Genomic DNA, 15,394 nt, shown 5'->3' with positions numbered 1-15,394 from the left:
GATACGCTTGTTTGATAAGGATTTTTTCAGTGGTCGGCGCTTCGGGTGGGAACCCGGGGCGCCTTTCTCTTCCCCGATTATCAACGACCACTAAAAATTCTTATCATGCCAGACAAGCAACACCATACCCCCACGGGGGAATTGTCCTATTACGGACTTTCGTTACTATCCTACCTCAAGGACAGCCACCCGGAACTCATCGCCGAAAGTGAGTTCATCGCCGAGCGGGCCGACAGCGCCGCCCAAGCGTACAGCGAGGCGATCCGTTCGGGCTGCAACCACATCGAGGCCGAAGAAATTGCCCGCGAGGAACTCTGCCGCGGACTGCACTTTTCACCCTACAACACGCTGGTAAACATCCTCTGGAGGGAATTCGAGGCGGAGATTCCCGAGGATACCGCCCGGCAGGCGGCTCTACGCCTGCTGCCCCTCTGCCGCGGGGTGCTGGAGAAGTACGACCTCACGGACGACTTCGCCGACACGCCCGACTACGAACTGTTCTATACCGAACTGACGGGAACCGTCCAAATACTTCTCGAAGATGGCATTCAATAAGAAAACCCACCTCCGCCAGAATATCGACGCGCTGAAGACGGCCTTCACGCTCGACAGGGAACGGCGGGCGCCGACTCCCGAAGAAGAAAGGACACTCGGCGCATACAGCGGCTTCGGCGCCATCAAGGAAGTGCTGGAAAACCCCACCGGGAAACCGGACAAGGACGGCATGGCAACGCTCGTGGCCGAGTTGCACGAGGTCATCAGGGCGAACACCCCCGACGAACGGGAATACAAGCGCTACATGGACGGGATCAAGAACTCCGTCCTGACGGCTTTTTACACGCCCCCGAAAGTGGCAGACGCCATCGTGGAGGCGATATGGGACACGCGGATCGTCCCCAAACGTATTCTTGACCCCAGTGCGGGAACGGGGGTTTTCGTCAGTGCCGTGGATTTCCACGCCCCCTATGCGGAGATCACCTGCTTCGAGAAAGACCCCGCCACGGGGTTGATCCTGAAGCACCTGCACCCCGAAAAACGGGTGCGGGTACAGGGATTCGAGCGCATCGAACCCAAATACGCCGGTTACTACGACGTGGCCGTGAGCAACATCCCTTTCGGGGACGTGGCGCTCTTCGACCCGTTCTTCTCCACCCATACCGACCCCGTGCGGCGGCAAGGCACACGGGCGCTGCACAACTATTTTTTCATGAAGTCCGTCGATATGGTACGCGAGGGCGGCCTGGTGGCATTCATCACCTCGCAGGGAGTATTGAACGCCGAGCAGGGACGCCCCGTGCGCGAGTGGCTGATGAACCGCTGCGAGCCCGTATCGGCCATCCGGCTGCCGAACAACCTCTTTACAGAACACGCGGGGACGGAGGTCGGCAGCGACCTGGTTATCCTGCAAAAGAAAGCCGCCACGGGGGAACTGTCCGAACGGCAGCGGGATTTCATCGAATCCCGCAAGCTGTCGAACGGCATCCGGATAAACAACCTTTTCCAGTCGTTCGACAGGGTGATCCATACCGAGGCCAAAGTAGGCAAAGACCCCTACGGCAAACCGGCGATGGAGTTCACCCACGCGGAGGGCGTGGACGGCATCGACCGGGAGATGCGGCGTATGCTCTCGGAGGATTTCAACCGGCATTTCAACGAGAGTTATTGCCTGGAACATGCTCCGGAACAGACACCCGGTACACCGGAGCGGGAATTGTCCCGTCCCCGTCAGGCGGAACGCCAGCGTGCCGAAAGACACGAGCCCCGCCTTGCCGGAGAAATCGTCAAGGAGATTATCGCCGATGCCCGTAACCTTCAGCAGCAGCGGGAAGAGGAGGAAAAACGCCGCGTCGTCGCCGAAATGGCGGCACAGGGCTACCATGTCGATACCGAAACCGGGGAGATTACCCGAATCGAAAACAAACCCGGACAAGCGTTACCGGATTCTGCCGCCACATCCGCCGGAGAACCGACCGGGGAGGATCTGGCCGACTTCGGGGCCTGGTCGAAGGAGCGGGAGAATCGCTTGTGGGAGCAACACCCGCCGAAACCCGAAGATTTCGGCATGACGGATACTCCCGTGCAGCACGTGGGCGGAATAACGGAACCGAAACCGCGGGAGGGCTTCGCCGGGTCGCTTTTCGACACGGTGGAAACGGCGGCTCCCGCACCTGCCACCCAAGCTGCCGAACCGGTAAACGTGCAGCAGGAACCGTTGCTGACGCTCTACGATCTGTTCGGCTTCAGCGCCGAGGAGCGGCGGCAGGCAGAACTCGGTATATCCAAGAAAAGGAACAGCCGCCGGGGAGCAAAGCGGAAGACGCCCCGACAACCCTCATTATTCGCCCCGGCCTCCTCTCCGGAGGAACAGAAGAGCGAAATGCCGAAAACGACGCCACCGGAGCGTGATCCCGAAGACTTGTATGCCTCCCTGAACTGGGAGGACAACCCGCCGATCAACGGCTTTTACGAGATGATGATGTCGCTTACCCCGGAACGGAGGGCGGAACTACGCCGACAAAGCGCCCGGCAGCAGGAAACCCCGGAACAGCGGGAACGGCAGGCGGTACGCCCCCCGACGGAAGCCCCGAAAGACAGACGAAAACAAGCCGCCGGTACGCCGAGAACGGGCAGCTTGTTCGACACGCCGGAAAATCCGGAGGAGGAAGAACCCGGTAAAGAAACGCCGCAGATACGGGAGGCGGATATGAAACCCCGCCCGTTCGAGGGGGAGGTCGCCCCCTATTTCCGCGAGGGGACACTCGTCACGGACGGACAAAACCGGGTCGGCTACCTGCGGGAGACTGAATCCCTGCAACCCATGTTCCACCCGCTGGAACTCACGCCTGCACAACGGACGAAAGCCTCCATGTATATCGAGATACGCGATGCCTATTACCACCTTTATAACAACGAGGCGGAAACGCTGACGGCGAACCCCGCCCTGCGGGAGATGCTCAACCGGCTTTACGACAATTTCACCGAACGCTTCGGACGGCTCAATGACAAACGCAACCTCGACCTGATCAAGATGGACGCGCGGGGGACGGAGATTCTGTCGCTGGAGCGTTACATCGACGGCAAGGCACGCAAAGCCGACATCTTCGAGCGTCCCGTGGCCTTCAATCCCGATGAGATCACGCACGCCGACGACGCTTCGGAGGCCCTTGTGGCCAGCCTGAACAAGTACGGCCGGGTGGAACCGCACTACATGGCCTCGCTCACGGGAACTACCGTGGAGGGAATACTCGGGGAACTGAAAGGACGCATCTATTACAACCCGGAAACGGACGGCTACGAGGTTGCCGACAAGTTCATCGCCGGCAATGTCATCGGGAAAGCCGACCGGATCGAGGCGTTCCTGCGGGAGAATCCCGACCACGCCCCGGCCCGGGAATCGCTGGAGGCTCTGCGCGAGGCGACGCCCAAACCCATCGCTTTCGACGACCTGGACTTCAACCTGGGCGAACGGTGGATTCCAAAAGGTGTTTACGAGCGTTTCGCCTCCTCGCTCTTCGATACGGAGGTGAAGATCACCTTCGCCTCCAACCTGGACGAGTACGGCGTGAAGGCGGAAGCGACGAACGTGAAGATCACGGAGCAGTATGCCGTCAGCGCGCAGACCCGTAAGTACAACGGCCTGCACCTTTTGAAACACGCCCTGCAAAACACTTCGCCCGACATCACCAAGACCGTCCTCAAATGGGTGGACGGCGAACGGCGGGAGGTCAAGGTGCGTGACGGGGAGGCCATACAGCTCGCCAACAGCAAGATAGACGAGATCCGGGGTGCTTTCCCCGAATGGCTGCGCGAGCAGTCGTCCGACTTCAAAGACCGCCTGACAGACCTCTATAACCGTACTTTCAACTGTTACGTGCGCCCGAAGTACGACGGGACGCACCAGGAATTCCCCGACCTCGACCTCAAGGGGCTGGGAATCGACAAACTGTATGACAGCCAGAAGGACGCGATATGGATGGACAAACTGCTCGGCGGCGGGATAATCGACCACGAGGTGGGCGGCGGAAAGACCCTTATCATGTGCTGCGGGGCCTACGAGAAGAAACGCCTCGGGCTGGCCAACAAACCCATGATTATCGGGCTGAAAGCCAACATCCATGAAATAGCCCGGACGTTCTGCACCGCTTACCCGATGGCCAAAGTCCTCTACCCGGGCAAGGAGGATTTCACGCCCCGGAAGCGTGAGCGCATCTTCCGGGAGATACGCAACAACGACTGGGACGCCGTGATCCTCTCGCACGAACAGTTCGGCATGATACCCCAGTCCCCGGAGATACAGCAGGAGATATTGCAGGCCGAGCTGGACTGTGTGGAGGAGAACCTCGAAGTGCTCAAAGCACAAGGCAGGGACGTTTCCCGCGCCATGATGAAAGGGTGTCAGAAACGCAAGGCCAACCTGGAAGCCAAGTTGCAGAAGGTGGCGCACGCGCTGGAAACACGCAAGGACGACGCCGTGGACTTCCGCCTCATGGGTATCGACCACCTCTACGTGGACGAGAGCCACAAATTCAAGAACCTGACTTTCACGACCCGGCATGACCGGGTGGCGGGCCTCGGAAATCCCGAGGGGTCGCAGCGGGCGCTCAACATGCTTTTCGCGCTGCGTACCATACAGCAGCGCACGGGCCGCGACCTGGGGGCGACGTTCCTCTCGGGAACGACCATCTCCAACTCGCTCACGGAACTGTACCTGCTTTTCAAGTACCTGCGCCCGAAGGAACTGGAGCGTCAGAATATCCGCACCTTCGATGCCTGGGCGGCCATATTTGCCAAGAAAACCATCGACTACGAGTTTTCCGTGACCAACGAGGTCGTGCAGAAAGAACGGTTCCGATATTTCATCAAGGTTCCCGAACTGGCCATGTTCTACTCCGAGATTACAGATTACCGCTCGGCGGAGGATATAGGGATCGACCGACCGCAAAAGAACGAGATATTGCACAATATCCCGCCGACACCCCAGCAGACGGAGTTCATAGAACGGCTGGTGCAGTTCGCCAAATCGGGCGATGCCACGCTCCTGGGCCGCCTGCCGCTCTCGGAGCGGGAGGAAAAGGCGAAAATGCTCATTGCCACAGACTACGCCCGCAAGATGTCGCTCGATATGCGTATGATAGACCCCGAACTATACAGCGACCACGTGGACAACAAGGCGAGCCACTGCGCCCGTATGATTGCCGGTTACTACCGCCGTTTCGAGGCGTACAAAGGTACGCAGTTCGTATTCTCCGACCTGGGAACCTACAAACCCGGAGCGGGGTGGAACGTCTATTCCGAGATACGGCGTAAACTCGCGGAGGATTACGGCATACCCCAAAGCGAGGTGCGGTTCATCCAGGAGGCGACCTCGGAAAAAGCGCGCAAGGAGATGATCGCCGGTATGAACGCCGGGAAAATCCGCGTACTCTTCGGATCGACCGAGATGCTCGGGACGGGAGTGAACGCGCAGAAACGCTGCGTGGCGATACACCACCTGGACTGCCCCTGGCGTCCCAGCGACCTGGAGCAGCGCGACGGGCGGGGAATACGCACCGGGAACGAGATCGCCAAACTCCATGCCGACAACAAGGTGGACGTGATATTATACGCCGTCGAGAAGTCGCTCGACGCCTACAAGTTCGGGCTGTTGCACAACAAGCAACTGTTCATCCGCCAGCTCAAGACCAACAACATGGGAAGCCGTACCATCGACGAGGGGGCCATCGACGAGAAGAGCGGCATGAATTTTTCCGAGTATGTCGCCGTCCTCTCGGGAAATACAGACCTGCTGGACAAGGCCCGCCTGGAGAAGAAGATCGCCACGCTCGAAAGCGAACGCCAGGCATTCGTGCGCGGCAAATCATCGAGCCGCTACAAGCTGGAGCAGATCACGGAGAAGATAGAGAAGAACAACGACCTGATACGGCGTATCGGCAAGGATCTGGAACACTTCAAGGCCCGCGTCGAGTTCAACGAGGACGGCTCGTACCGCAATCCCGTGAAACTGAACGGGCTGGAAACCTCCGACCCCAAGCTCATCGGGAAACAGCTCAACCGTATCGCCGAAACGGCACGCACGCTCGACAGGCTCGAACCCATCGGGAGCCTCTACGGGTTCGAACTGCTCGTCCAGAGCGAAACGACCGGGAAAGACGGGCTCGACCTGGTGCAGAACCGTTTTTATGTCCGGGGTGAAGGGGATTATCTATACCAGTATAACTACGGGAATATCGCCTCCGACCCGCGACTGGCGGCGATGAACTTCATCCACGCGCTCGCGACCATCGAGCCGACACTGGAAAAATTCCGGAAAAAGAACGAGGAACTGGAGAAAGATATTCCCGTCCTGCGGGAAGTGGTGGAAAGTTCCTGGCGCAAGGAGCCCGAACTGACGGCCCTGAAAGCTGACCTGACGGAAATAGACCGCAGGATACAGCAAAGCCTCAAATCGATAGAAGAGAGCGAGGGAAAGGAGGCGGAGGAGGATAACGACGTGTGCCGGGAACGGCATGACACGGCGGAAGAGCTCCCGAAGGAAAACAACACGGCGGCCCGTATTCCTTCCCGGCTGCGGCAGATTGCCGACGCCTCCGGGGGGCGCATCGTGATCGCGGGCGTGGGCAGCCCGCCGGAGAACGGCCCCGCGAAGAAAGGGATCAAGATGTAAGCGAAAAGCCGACGGAAGTACATATTTCCATCGGCTTTTTTCATATGCCCGTGAGCGTTGTCGTCACACTTCCTGCAAGAGTGTTTGCAGCTCCTCCTGCGTGGGAAGATAGGTCATGTACTGGGCGGCGAAGACCTGCTTTTCATCTTCGGGCAGCGTATAACGGACGACCGCGTCGTTTTTCTCCGCGCAGAGGACGATACCCACCGGAGGGTTATCCCCGGGATTCATCAACTCACGGGTGTAGTAATTGACATACATCTGCATCTGCCCCAAATCCTGATGGGTCAGCTCCCCGGATTTAAGGTCTATTAAAACGAAACAGCGGGCCAGGTAATTGTAAAAGACCAGGTCGATGTAGAAATGCTTGTCGTCGAAGGAGATACGCTTCTGTCGCGCGACGAAGGCGAAGCCTTTCCCGAGTTCGAGCATCAAGCGCTGCAAGCGGCTGATGAGCAGTTGCTCCAGATCGGTTTCCAGAAAATGCTCTCCCTGGGGGATACCGAGAAACTCCAGGATATACGGGTCGCGGATGATCTCTTTGGGTTCGACACGCCCGGGTTCGGTACGGGAAATCTCCTCTTTCACGGCTTTCTTGTCTCGGCTGGCCAGCAAGCGGTCATAGAAAAGCGTGTTGATTTGGCGGTCGAGCTGCCGGACACTCCAGTTTTCCTTGACGCACTCGTGCAGGTAAAAATCACGGGCGGCATCGCCCGACACCTTGAGAAGCGTGCGGCAATGCGACCAACTCAATTTATCACACAGCGTGTGATATTTCGGGTAGCACTGGTAAAACTGCCTCATGTACCGCAGGTTGGTGGCCGTGAACCCGTTTCCGAACTCCGCCACGAGCCGCCTGGAAAGGGTGTTGATGACAGCCTTGCCATATCCGGCACGGCCGGTTCCCTGCTGCTCGTACTCCACTATATATTTCCCTACCTGCCAGTAAGCCCTCACGAGGGTCGAATTGACATGATGTATCACCTTCGCGCGCGCTTCCTGCAAGATATGGCGCACGTTATGCAGCAGCTCTTCCTCCCCTTTGTCGGCAGGATATATTTTATCTGTTTCTTTCATTGTTCATTATTATATAGGCTTCCAAGTGCAAACATACTGATTTTACGGCAAATATCGAACGGTTGTACCGCCTTGTCGTGCCTTATTCCATGTATCTCCGCGTTTTTCCATGACGCCGGACTCTCGGGACAGGGCCTAACCGGAACCGGCAGGACGATCCTTTTTCAGCTTGCGGAAATTACTGAAGTTACGCTCGATGAACCGCAGGACGTCCGATTCCCGGTAGAAGGTCTTGTGATAGATCATCTCGTAAGGCAGCTCTCCCGAGGTGCGGTAACGCTGGAGTGTGCGCTTGCTGATATTGAGCATACGGCACAGGTCGTAATTGTCCAGAAGACGCTCCCCGTCAGGCAGGATGGAAAGCGGTTGCTCCACGTCCCCCGCGCACAGCTTCTCAATACGTTCCAGCCGTTCCGAGAGCCGCTGCATCCATCCGTCGAAATATTCCTTATCCAGAAACATGGCCTACTCCTTTGGTCGGTTTTTGCGCCGCACGGAACGCTCCTTCAGCACACGGCGGATTTCCGTGAGGGAATAATACAGCTTCCGGTTGATGGCCGAATAGGTGATCACGTGATCCGAGCGGAGGCGTTGAAGGGTACGCCCGCTGATGCCCAGGTAACGGCAGACCTGCTCGCCGTCCATCCATTCGTCGTTTATATACTCCTTATTCCATGCACGCCCCTTTTCAGGGAGAGAGGCGATTGCAGCCTCTATTTTCTCTATACGCCCGACAAGCTCGTTATAGGCTCGCGAACCGATCACTATGATTTTCATACTCCTTTGTTTTTTAGTCTGTTACAAAGGTCGGGCTTATATGGACAGCTTAAAACGAGGTCGGTACGACTTTTTTTGATAATTTGCAGTGAACTGATTCTCAACGGTTCATGCGGTGAAGAAGGCAGTGTTTTTTGCCGAAATCCGCTGCCCGTACTCGGTATTTTTATTGGCAGAAATGCGATAGCATACTGTGATTCAACGCTTAACGGTGTTCTAATCCGGACGGGGCTACAACGGAACACCCGTATCGGCTCCTTATACGGGTGCAAATACGGGCGTTCGGGAAAGTTCCTTTCGAGAGTTACGGGGGAAAACCGACCTCGGTTCTTTTGTTATATACAACGCTGATTATCAGTGCTTCTATAAGAAATAGAGTGCTTTACCGGTTCATGTTCTACTCGGAATTGCCGTTTTTCTTGTTTCGCTTCCACGTCTGCATACGTTTAAGCAGGGCCTCTTTCGCCTTGTCAAGCCACGGTGTCGGGTTGTTTCGGATTTTCATATCGCAGAATGTCCTCGAAAGGTTCATGTCGAGGTGTACGTTGAAAGCGTTGGAAATGTAGCTGGCAAGTTGCGTGAGTGGCACATTGCCGAAACAGCCTTTACTGTCGAGCAGGTAAATAAGTTCCGTCAGATCCGTCTTCGAGTCCTGCCATGTCGGACGCACGTCAGGCAATGGCAGAACCATGTTCCGGAGGTTCGTGCTCTCCAGTGATTCCAATTCGCCCATAAGATAAACCGACAACATATCGTTGGCCAGGATTTTCGCCACCTTGAAATCCGCGTTTGTCGAAAACTGCGGGTCGAGTTCATAGTAGAAGGTTTCCAGGTATTGCTCCGTGTCGGTCTGCCCGCGCAGGAAATAGAGGCTGTCCAGGTGTGTAGCGCCGCTGCGGAAATAGCGGATAAAGTCGAGGCGTTTCTGCGTGTACGCGTTGATGGCCCGAACATGGGCGTCCAGGTACTCCCGTTGTGCCTCGATACTTCCTACCGGACGGTTCATCTCGATATTGTAGAGCTTGCGGTAATAGATCAGACGGCAAAAAAGACGAGGTTTGATTTCTTTGAAGAACTTTATTTCCTCGTCATCGTTTTGAAAACGGTAGCCGATGATATATTGTTTCAAACGGTCGAACGCTTCTCCCAGGACACGTGACGCTTCAAGCGACTTTTTCAACACGTCGGTATCCCGCGATTCGATACGTTCGATACTCCGCAGGACTTCGCTGTTTAATTTTTCTATAAATGCAATCATAATCCGTCTTGTTACTTTCGCGTATAAAGTTAGCGAATCGAAAAACCGGCGGATTACGATTTTTATCTTTCTCTTCGTTTTTTTATCACGGAGCCGATTTTAATGTCAGATCCGACCTTCCTGGCGGATGGAAGTGGGATTGCTCCCCATATTCCGCTTGCAAAAGTCCGTAAAGTGGGATTGGGCGGAGAAACCGCACATGTAGGCTATTTCCTGCAACGTGTAGTGTGTCGTCCGCAACAACTCCCCGATACGTTCGATACGGCGCTGACGTAACCACGAGGAGGCCGAGCAGCCGAAAACCCGCTGGAAACGCCGGCGGAAGGTAATCGTGCTGGAATACCCGCAAACCCCGGCGAGTTCCGTGACGTTATCCGAGGCAAGATAATTCGATTTGACACGGGAGATGAACTCGTAATCGTCCCCCAGGTGCAACAGCTCCTCGAACTCCCCGACATCGGCGGGAGTGAGATGTTCATAAGAGGCGTCGAGCATTTTCAGCATGACAGCAGCGTTACATTCAACGGGCATACCCAATGTCTTACGGGCTTCACGCAGGTAATTCTTGAACCGCAGCCGCAGCGTGTCGTGATGCGGGTAGGAACACTCGGACAGAATGGTGCAAACCGTCCGCAGTTCATCGACACAACAGTAGCCGAAATACCACGTTACAAGACGCTCGACGTAATGGACGGCATGAAATTCCTCCGAAAGCATCAGAAGAAGCAGGAACGGGGTGAAATCCTGGTATTCCCTCGTTATGGGACGGGGTGCTTCGTCAAGCAAGGAGGCGATGTCCCGCATCAGCAGAGAATCTCCCGAGTACGCTTTTATTTGTTCGGAACTGCGGGCATAATCCCGGTAACGCGATATGACCGCCGACAAAGCATTGAACTTCACGGCGTGAACGCCTTCTATAAAGGAAGGGCGAAGACTGTTGTAAATGGATAAGTCGGTTTGCATAAGTCATTTCTATAAAACGGAGCCGCATCCCCTTGTTGCCAAAACTCCGCAAGTCGTTACTTATGAACCGCTTGGAACACGGTACGAATCCTAATTACAAATATATCGCATCTGATAATCCGGAACAAATATCAGCAGGTAAAAATGAAAATAAACCTCGTTATTTTTGATTATTACCTGCAATAATATTATATTTGCAAACAAATAAGAGTTGTTTGACAGCATGAGAAATATAGTGTATCAAAGCACTTTACCAATTTCTTATCCGTTGCCCATTCTCATGCGAGTTTCTTTTAATCTATTTGTAGTCAATTAAATACCTTCAGACTACATCAAATATAAAAATAAAATGACAAAACCATAAAACCGAAGAAAAAACGTGTTCACGTTTATAGAAAAAACATGCTGATATTTTCAAAGAAATATGCTGATATCTTCAGGAAAACATGCTGATATTTTTTTATTTTCTGTACAAACTTTTATCACCTGTTCCCGATAATATTTTATCTTACTTCCACCTTTCTATCAAAATAAGATAAAACCATATCAGTCTGTTCATAAAATAATTACTATTTTTGCAAATGAGTTAATAACTGCATAAACCGATTATCAAAAAGATGAAAAGCATGAAAGTAAAAAACAAAATCTATCTGCTGGCAGGATTCTCTTTACTTGCTGGAAACATGTGGGCACAAAACATTTGCATTTCTACCCCAAACACTTCGCTTGTTCTGAATGCACCAACCGGTGGTGAGCTGAAGTATCTTTATTATGGAAACAAGTTAAATGAAACTGATTTACAGAATATCAACGGGGGCAAGAACTGCGACCATACAGCTTATCCGACTTATGGTATGAACTGCCCTGGAGAAACTGCACTGGCTGTCAGACATGGTGATGGAAACATGTCAACACAAATGGAAGTGGTAAGCGTAAGTACTGATAAAGAGAATCAGGCTACACTAACCACTGTACGTCTGAAAGATAAGGTATATCCTTTCTATATAGATGTACGCTATAAAGCCTACGAAGATGTAGACATGATAGAAACATGGACTGAAATAAGCCACACAGAGAAAAAACCTGTTTACCTGACACAATTTGCATCTGCCTACTTGCCAATCCGCAGAGGAAACGTATGGCTTTCACATTTATCAGGTTCATGGGCTAACGAAGGTCAGCTTACCCAAGAGCCTTTACAACCGGGCATGACAATTATCAAGAACAAAGACGGTGCACGCAATTCACACACATCGCACGCGGAAGTGATGTTTTCACTCGATGGCGCTCCTCAGGAAAACAAAGGACGTGTTATCGGAGCTGCACTTTGTTACTCGGGAAACTACAAACTGAGAATAGATACTGACGACAGCGACTACCATCAGTTTTATGCAGGTATCAACGAAGAGAACTCTTCGTATACACTTCCTAAAGGAACTGTATTTCAGACTCCTGCCGTTGCACTTACATATAGCAACGAAGGTCTGAGCGGTGCGAGCCGTAACTTCCATAAATGGGGAAGAGCGTATAAGCTGGCACATGGTAACACCGTACGCGATATTCTGCTGAACAGCTGGGAAGGTGTATATTTCGATATTAACCAGAAGGGCATGGACCAGATGATGGGTGACATTGCCTCAATGGGAGGTGAACTTTTCGTAATGGACGACGGATGGTTCGGCGACAAATATCCGCGTAAGAACGACAGTTCTTCACTGGGCGACTGGGTAGTAGACAAGAACAAGCTTCCCGAAGGCATTGAGGGATTGATAAGAGACGCCAAGAAACACGGAATCAAGTTTGGTATCTGGATAGAGCCTGAAATGGCAAACACGACCAGCGAACTGTATGAAAAACATCCTGAATGGATACTGAAAGCTCCTCAGCGTGACCCGGTACTGGGACGTGGAGGTACACAGGTAGTACTTGACCTGGCCAATCCGGAAGTACAGGATTTCGTATTTAAAGTCGTAGACGACTTGATGACAAATTACCCTGAAATAGCTTATATCAAATGGGATGCAAACATGGCTATCATGAATCATGGTTCCAACTATCTGCCTGCGGATAAACAAAGCCATATGTATATAGAATTCCACAAAGGATTCGAAAAAATATGCCAGCGCATCCGTGCCAAATATCCAGATTTGACTATTCAAGCATGTGCAAGCGGTGGCGGACGTGCCAACTATGGTATTCTTCCCTATTTTGATGAATTTTGGGTGAGCGACAATACCGATGCACTTCAGCGCGTATATATGCAATGGGGAACATCGTACTTCTTCCCTGCTATTGCCATGGCTTCACATATCAGCGCAGCTCCTAATCATCAGACTTTCCGTACCATTCCATTAAAATACCGTATTGATGTGGCAATGAGCGGACGACTGGGTATGGAAATTCAGCCCAAGAATATGACCGATGAAGAAAAGGACTTATGCCGCAAGGCTATAGCTGACTATAAAAAGATTCGCCCAGTTGTGCAGTTGGGAGATATTTACCGCCTCATCTCACCTTACGACCGTCTGGGAGTAGCTTCGCTGATGTACACTAGCCCTGAAAAGGACAAGGCCGTATTCTACTGGTGGAAAACAGAACACTTCGTCAACCAACATTTGCCTCGCGTAACAATGGCAGGACTTAATCCTGACAAAAAGTACCGCATCACAGAACTGAACCGCATAGACAATCAACCGCTTGCCTTTGAAGGGAAGGTATACAGTGGTGCTTATCTGATGGCGAACGGACTGGAAATACCTTACAACCATATCGTTGATTATCACAAACAGAATGATTATTCCAGCAGAGTCTTGTATTTGGAAGAAGTAAAATAAGTCTGTAAATTAAGTAAAAATAAAGGCTGTTTCAGAGGTTTTAGGTCTGAAACAGCCTTTTTCGTTCATCAGAATTTCCAATCTGATATGCTATCCAAGACCTTTCATTTACTCAACAGACAAAATGTACAGCATATTTTTTCATATGCCGGTTCCCAACCTCAAAGATCTAATCATTTTAAGTTCTTCACACTGTGGAAATAATACAATCCAACAGATTATTTTCTATAACAGCCCTCAGCCATAACCCATAGTTGTCGTATATGTCCAATGACCTGTCAATGTTCATTTAAACCCAAAAAACATATATGACATAGAAAACAATAAAAGAGCCATATCAAACTCCATTTCGGAATATTGACATGGCTCTTTTAGAATAAATAAGTTTTATAATTTATTCCCAATTATCAGTGCGGAACGGATATAAAGGAAGTTCACGAAGATTTGCAACATTTCCCGGCTGGAAATCTCGGAAACAATAACGTACAGCAACGGGCTGTGCAACCTTATCACAAGTCACCTTTATCTGCAAATTATTAAAGACCTCAGCTTTTGCCGGATAAAAGACCTTGTCACTTCCTGCAACCTCAAATCCTTCCATATCAGACAAACGGTTAAATCCTTCTTCTGCATGATCGAATGACAAGATAGCTGCACCATCCTTTACTTCCATCGATTTGTAGACTGGTCCGTAAGCTTCTATACCCGGAACATGATAAGTCTTACTCAATGCCATATAGGCAAGACGTTTTCCTACATCAGTCTTATTTTTAGGATGAACATTTTTTATTTCATAAGGTTCTACCAAATCGTTTGTAGAAATCATTCCACTGTTTGGAATGATAGACTGTGCCTGGAACTGTGCTTCGCGAAGCAATGCACATCCTGTAGTTTCTGTAGAATTGAATGGAGCTATCTCTACATAATAGAACGGCAACTCACCCAATCCCCACTCTTTACGCCAGAGTTCGACCATCGTTTTCAAACGTTCAGCATACGTTTTATGTTTACCTACGTTCGATTCTCCCTGGTACCACAAAAATCCCTTAATAGTATAATTCTGCAAAGGTTTCAGCATACCGTTGTACATCAATGTCGGACTCAGATAATGCCACCAGTCGTGTCCGTCTTCCTTACGGATATCACGTTTCAAGTCAATATCGGGATATTGAGAAACAATCTCACGGGGCAACCATCCTTCTACCATCGAACCTCCCCAGCTACAGTTGATAATACCAATTGGAATATCCAGTACCTGATTCATCATCATCGCAAAGTTAAAGGCTGTCGCGCTGAATGCCGGAGCATTTTCCGGATTACTAACTTTCCAGCTTCCTTTACATTCGTCGACAGGCTGCAATTGTCCGTTCTTTTCAACAGTAGCTACACGGATTCCTTTCCACTTTGATGAAGTAGCGATCGTTTCATTAGCTCCTGCTATCGGACAATTCCAGAAGCCTCTCAACGGCATCTCCATGTTCGACTGACCAGAACAGAACCATACTTCTCCTACCAGTACATTATTCAAAATGATTTCTTCACCATCGGAAATAGAAATGGTGTAAGCGTTGTAACTTGCCGTAGGAGTCTTAATCTTTGCAATCCACTTTCCGTCTGCACCGGCAGTAACCTTGTATGTTTCACGATTCCACGACGGACGGATTGTAACTTCGGCATTTGCATTGGCTTTTCCCCACAAACAGGCTTCCGTCTGTTGCTGCAAAACCATATTGTCGCTCATAATATCAGGCAATGTAACTTTTGCCCATGCCCCAGCCTGCATCATCAGCAGACAGGCACTGATAATCCATTTTTTCATAT

General features: G+C 51.7%; 9 protein-coding genes. 3 read left to right on the top strand and 6 right to left on the bottom strand.

The annotated features are described in order from the left end of the window. The first annotated feature begins 105 nt into the window (after positions 1-105). Together BACCOP_RS01890 and BACCOP_RS01885 are read left to right on the top strand one after the other, a co-directional pair. Entirely contained in the window at positions 106-555 is a 450-nt protein-coding gene (locus BACCOP_RS01890) for a DUF1896 family protein (protein ID WP_004295482.1), read from the top strand. After that, positions 542-6,664 carry a helicase-related protein gene (locus BACCOP_RS01885; protein WP_007558953.1) on the top strand — a complete coding sequence of 2,041 codons (6,123 nt, stop codon included), beginning with the start codon at positions 542-544 and terminating at the stop codon, positions 6,662-6,664. The genes BACCOP_RS01890 and BACCOP_RS01885 overlap by 14 nt, the downstream gene beginning before the upstream one ends. Before the next feature lie 63 nt (positions 6,665-6,727). On the opposite strand, the gene BACCOP_RS01880 is transcribed toward BACCOP_RS01885, so the two are convergent. From BACCOP_RS01880 to BACCOP_RS21350, 5 genes are all read right to left on the bottom strand, one after another. Next, positions 6,728-7,741, bottom strand: coding sequence for a PDDEXK nuclease domain-containing protein (locus BACCOP_RS01880; protein WP_004319206.1), 1,014 nt, complete (start codon positions 7,739-7,741; stop codon positions 6,728-6,730). A 135-nt stretch (positions 7,742-7,876) separates the two neighbouring features. Further along, positions 7,877-8,203, bottom strand: a complete 327-nt coding sequence (locus tag BACCOP_RS01875; RefSeq protein WP_004295487.1) for a helix-turn-helix domain-containing protein — start codon at positions 8,201-8,203, stop codon at positions 7,877-7,879. A 3-nt stretch (positions 8,204-8,206) separates the two neighbouring features. Next, positions 8,207-8,518 (bottom strand): helix-turn-helix domain-containing protein, encoded by a 312-nt coding sequence (locus tag BACCOP_RS01870; RefSeq protein WP_004303820.1) that lies wholly within the window; start codon positions 8,516-8,518, stop codon positions 8,207-8,209. A 397-nt stretch (positions 8,519-8,915) separates the two neighbouring features. Next, on the bottom strand, positions 8,916-9,776 hold the full coding sequence (locus BACCOP_RS01865) for an RteC domain-containing protein (RefSeq protein ID WP_004295489.1): 861 nt from the start codon (positions 9,774-9,776) through the stop codon (positions 8,916-8,918). 105 nt (positions 9,777-9,881) lie between these two features. After that, positions 9,882-10,739, bottom strand: coding sequence for a helix-turn-helix transcriptional regulator (locus BACCOP_RS21350; protein WP_007558946.1), 858 nt, complete (start codon positions 10,737-10,739; stop codon positions 9,882-9,884). Between the two features lie 626 nt (positions 10,740-11,365). On the opposite strand from BACCOP_RS21350, the gene BACCOP_RS01855 reads away from it, so the two are divergent. After that, complete coding sequence (locus BACCOP_RS01855; protein WP_040311728.1) at positions 11,366-13,573, top strand: alpha-galactosidase; 2,208 nt, start codon at positions 11,366-11,368, stop codon at positions 13,571-13,573. 394 nt (positions 13,574-13,967) lie between these two features. On the opposite strand, the gene BACCOP_RS01850 is transcribed toward BACCOP_RS01855, so the two are convergent. Next, the gene (locus BACCOP_RS01850) at positions 13,968-15,392 is read right to left on the bottom strand and encodes a sialate O-acetylesterase (protein WP_007565611.1); all 1,425 of its coding nucleotides are present in this window, start codon (positions 15,390-15,392) and stop codon (positions 13,968-13,970) included. Between the last annotated feature and the right edge of the window lie 2 nt (positions 15,393-15,394).

This window comes from Phocaeicola coprocola DSM 17136 (assembly GCF_000154845.1).
Lineage (GTDB): Bacteria > Bacteroidota > Bacteroidia > Bacteroidales > Bacteroidaceae > Phocaeicola > Phocaeicola coprocola.
This window is presented reverse-complemented; position numbering and strand designations above follow the sequence as displayed.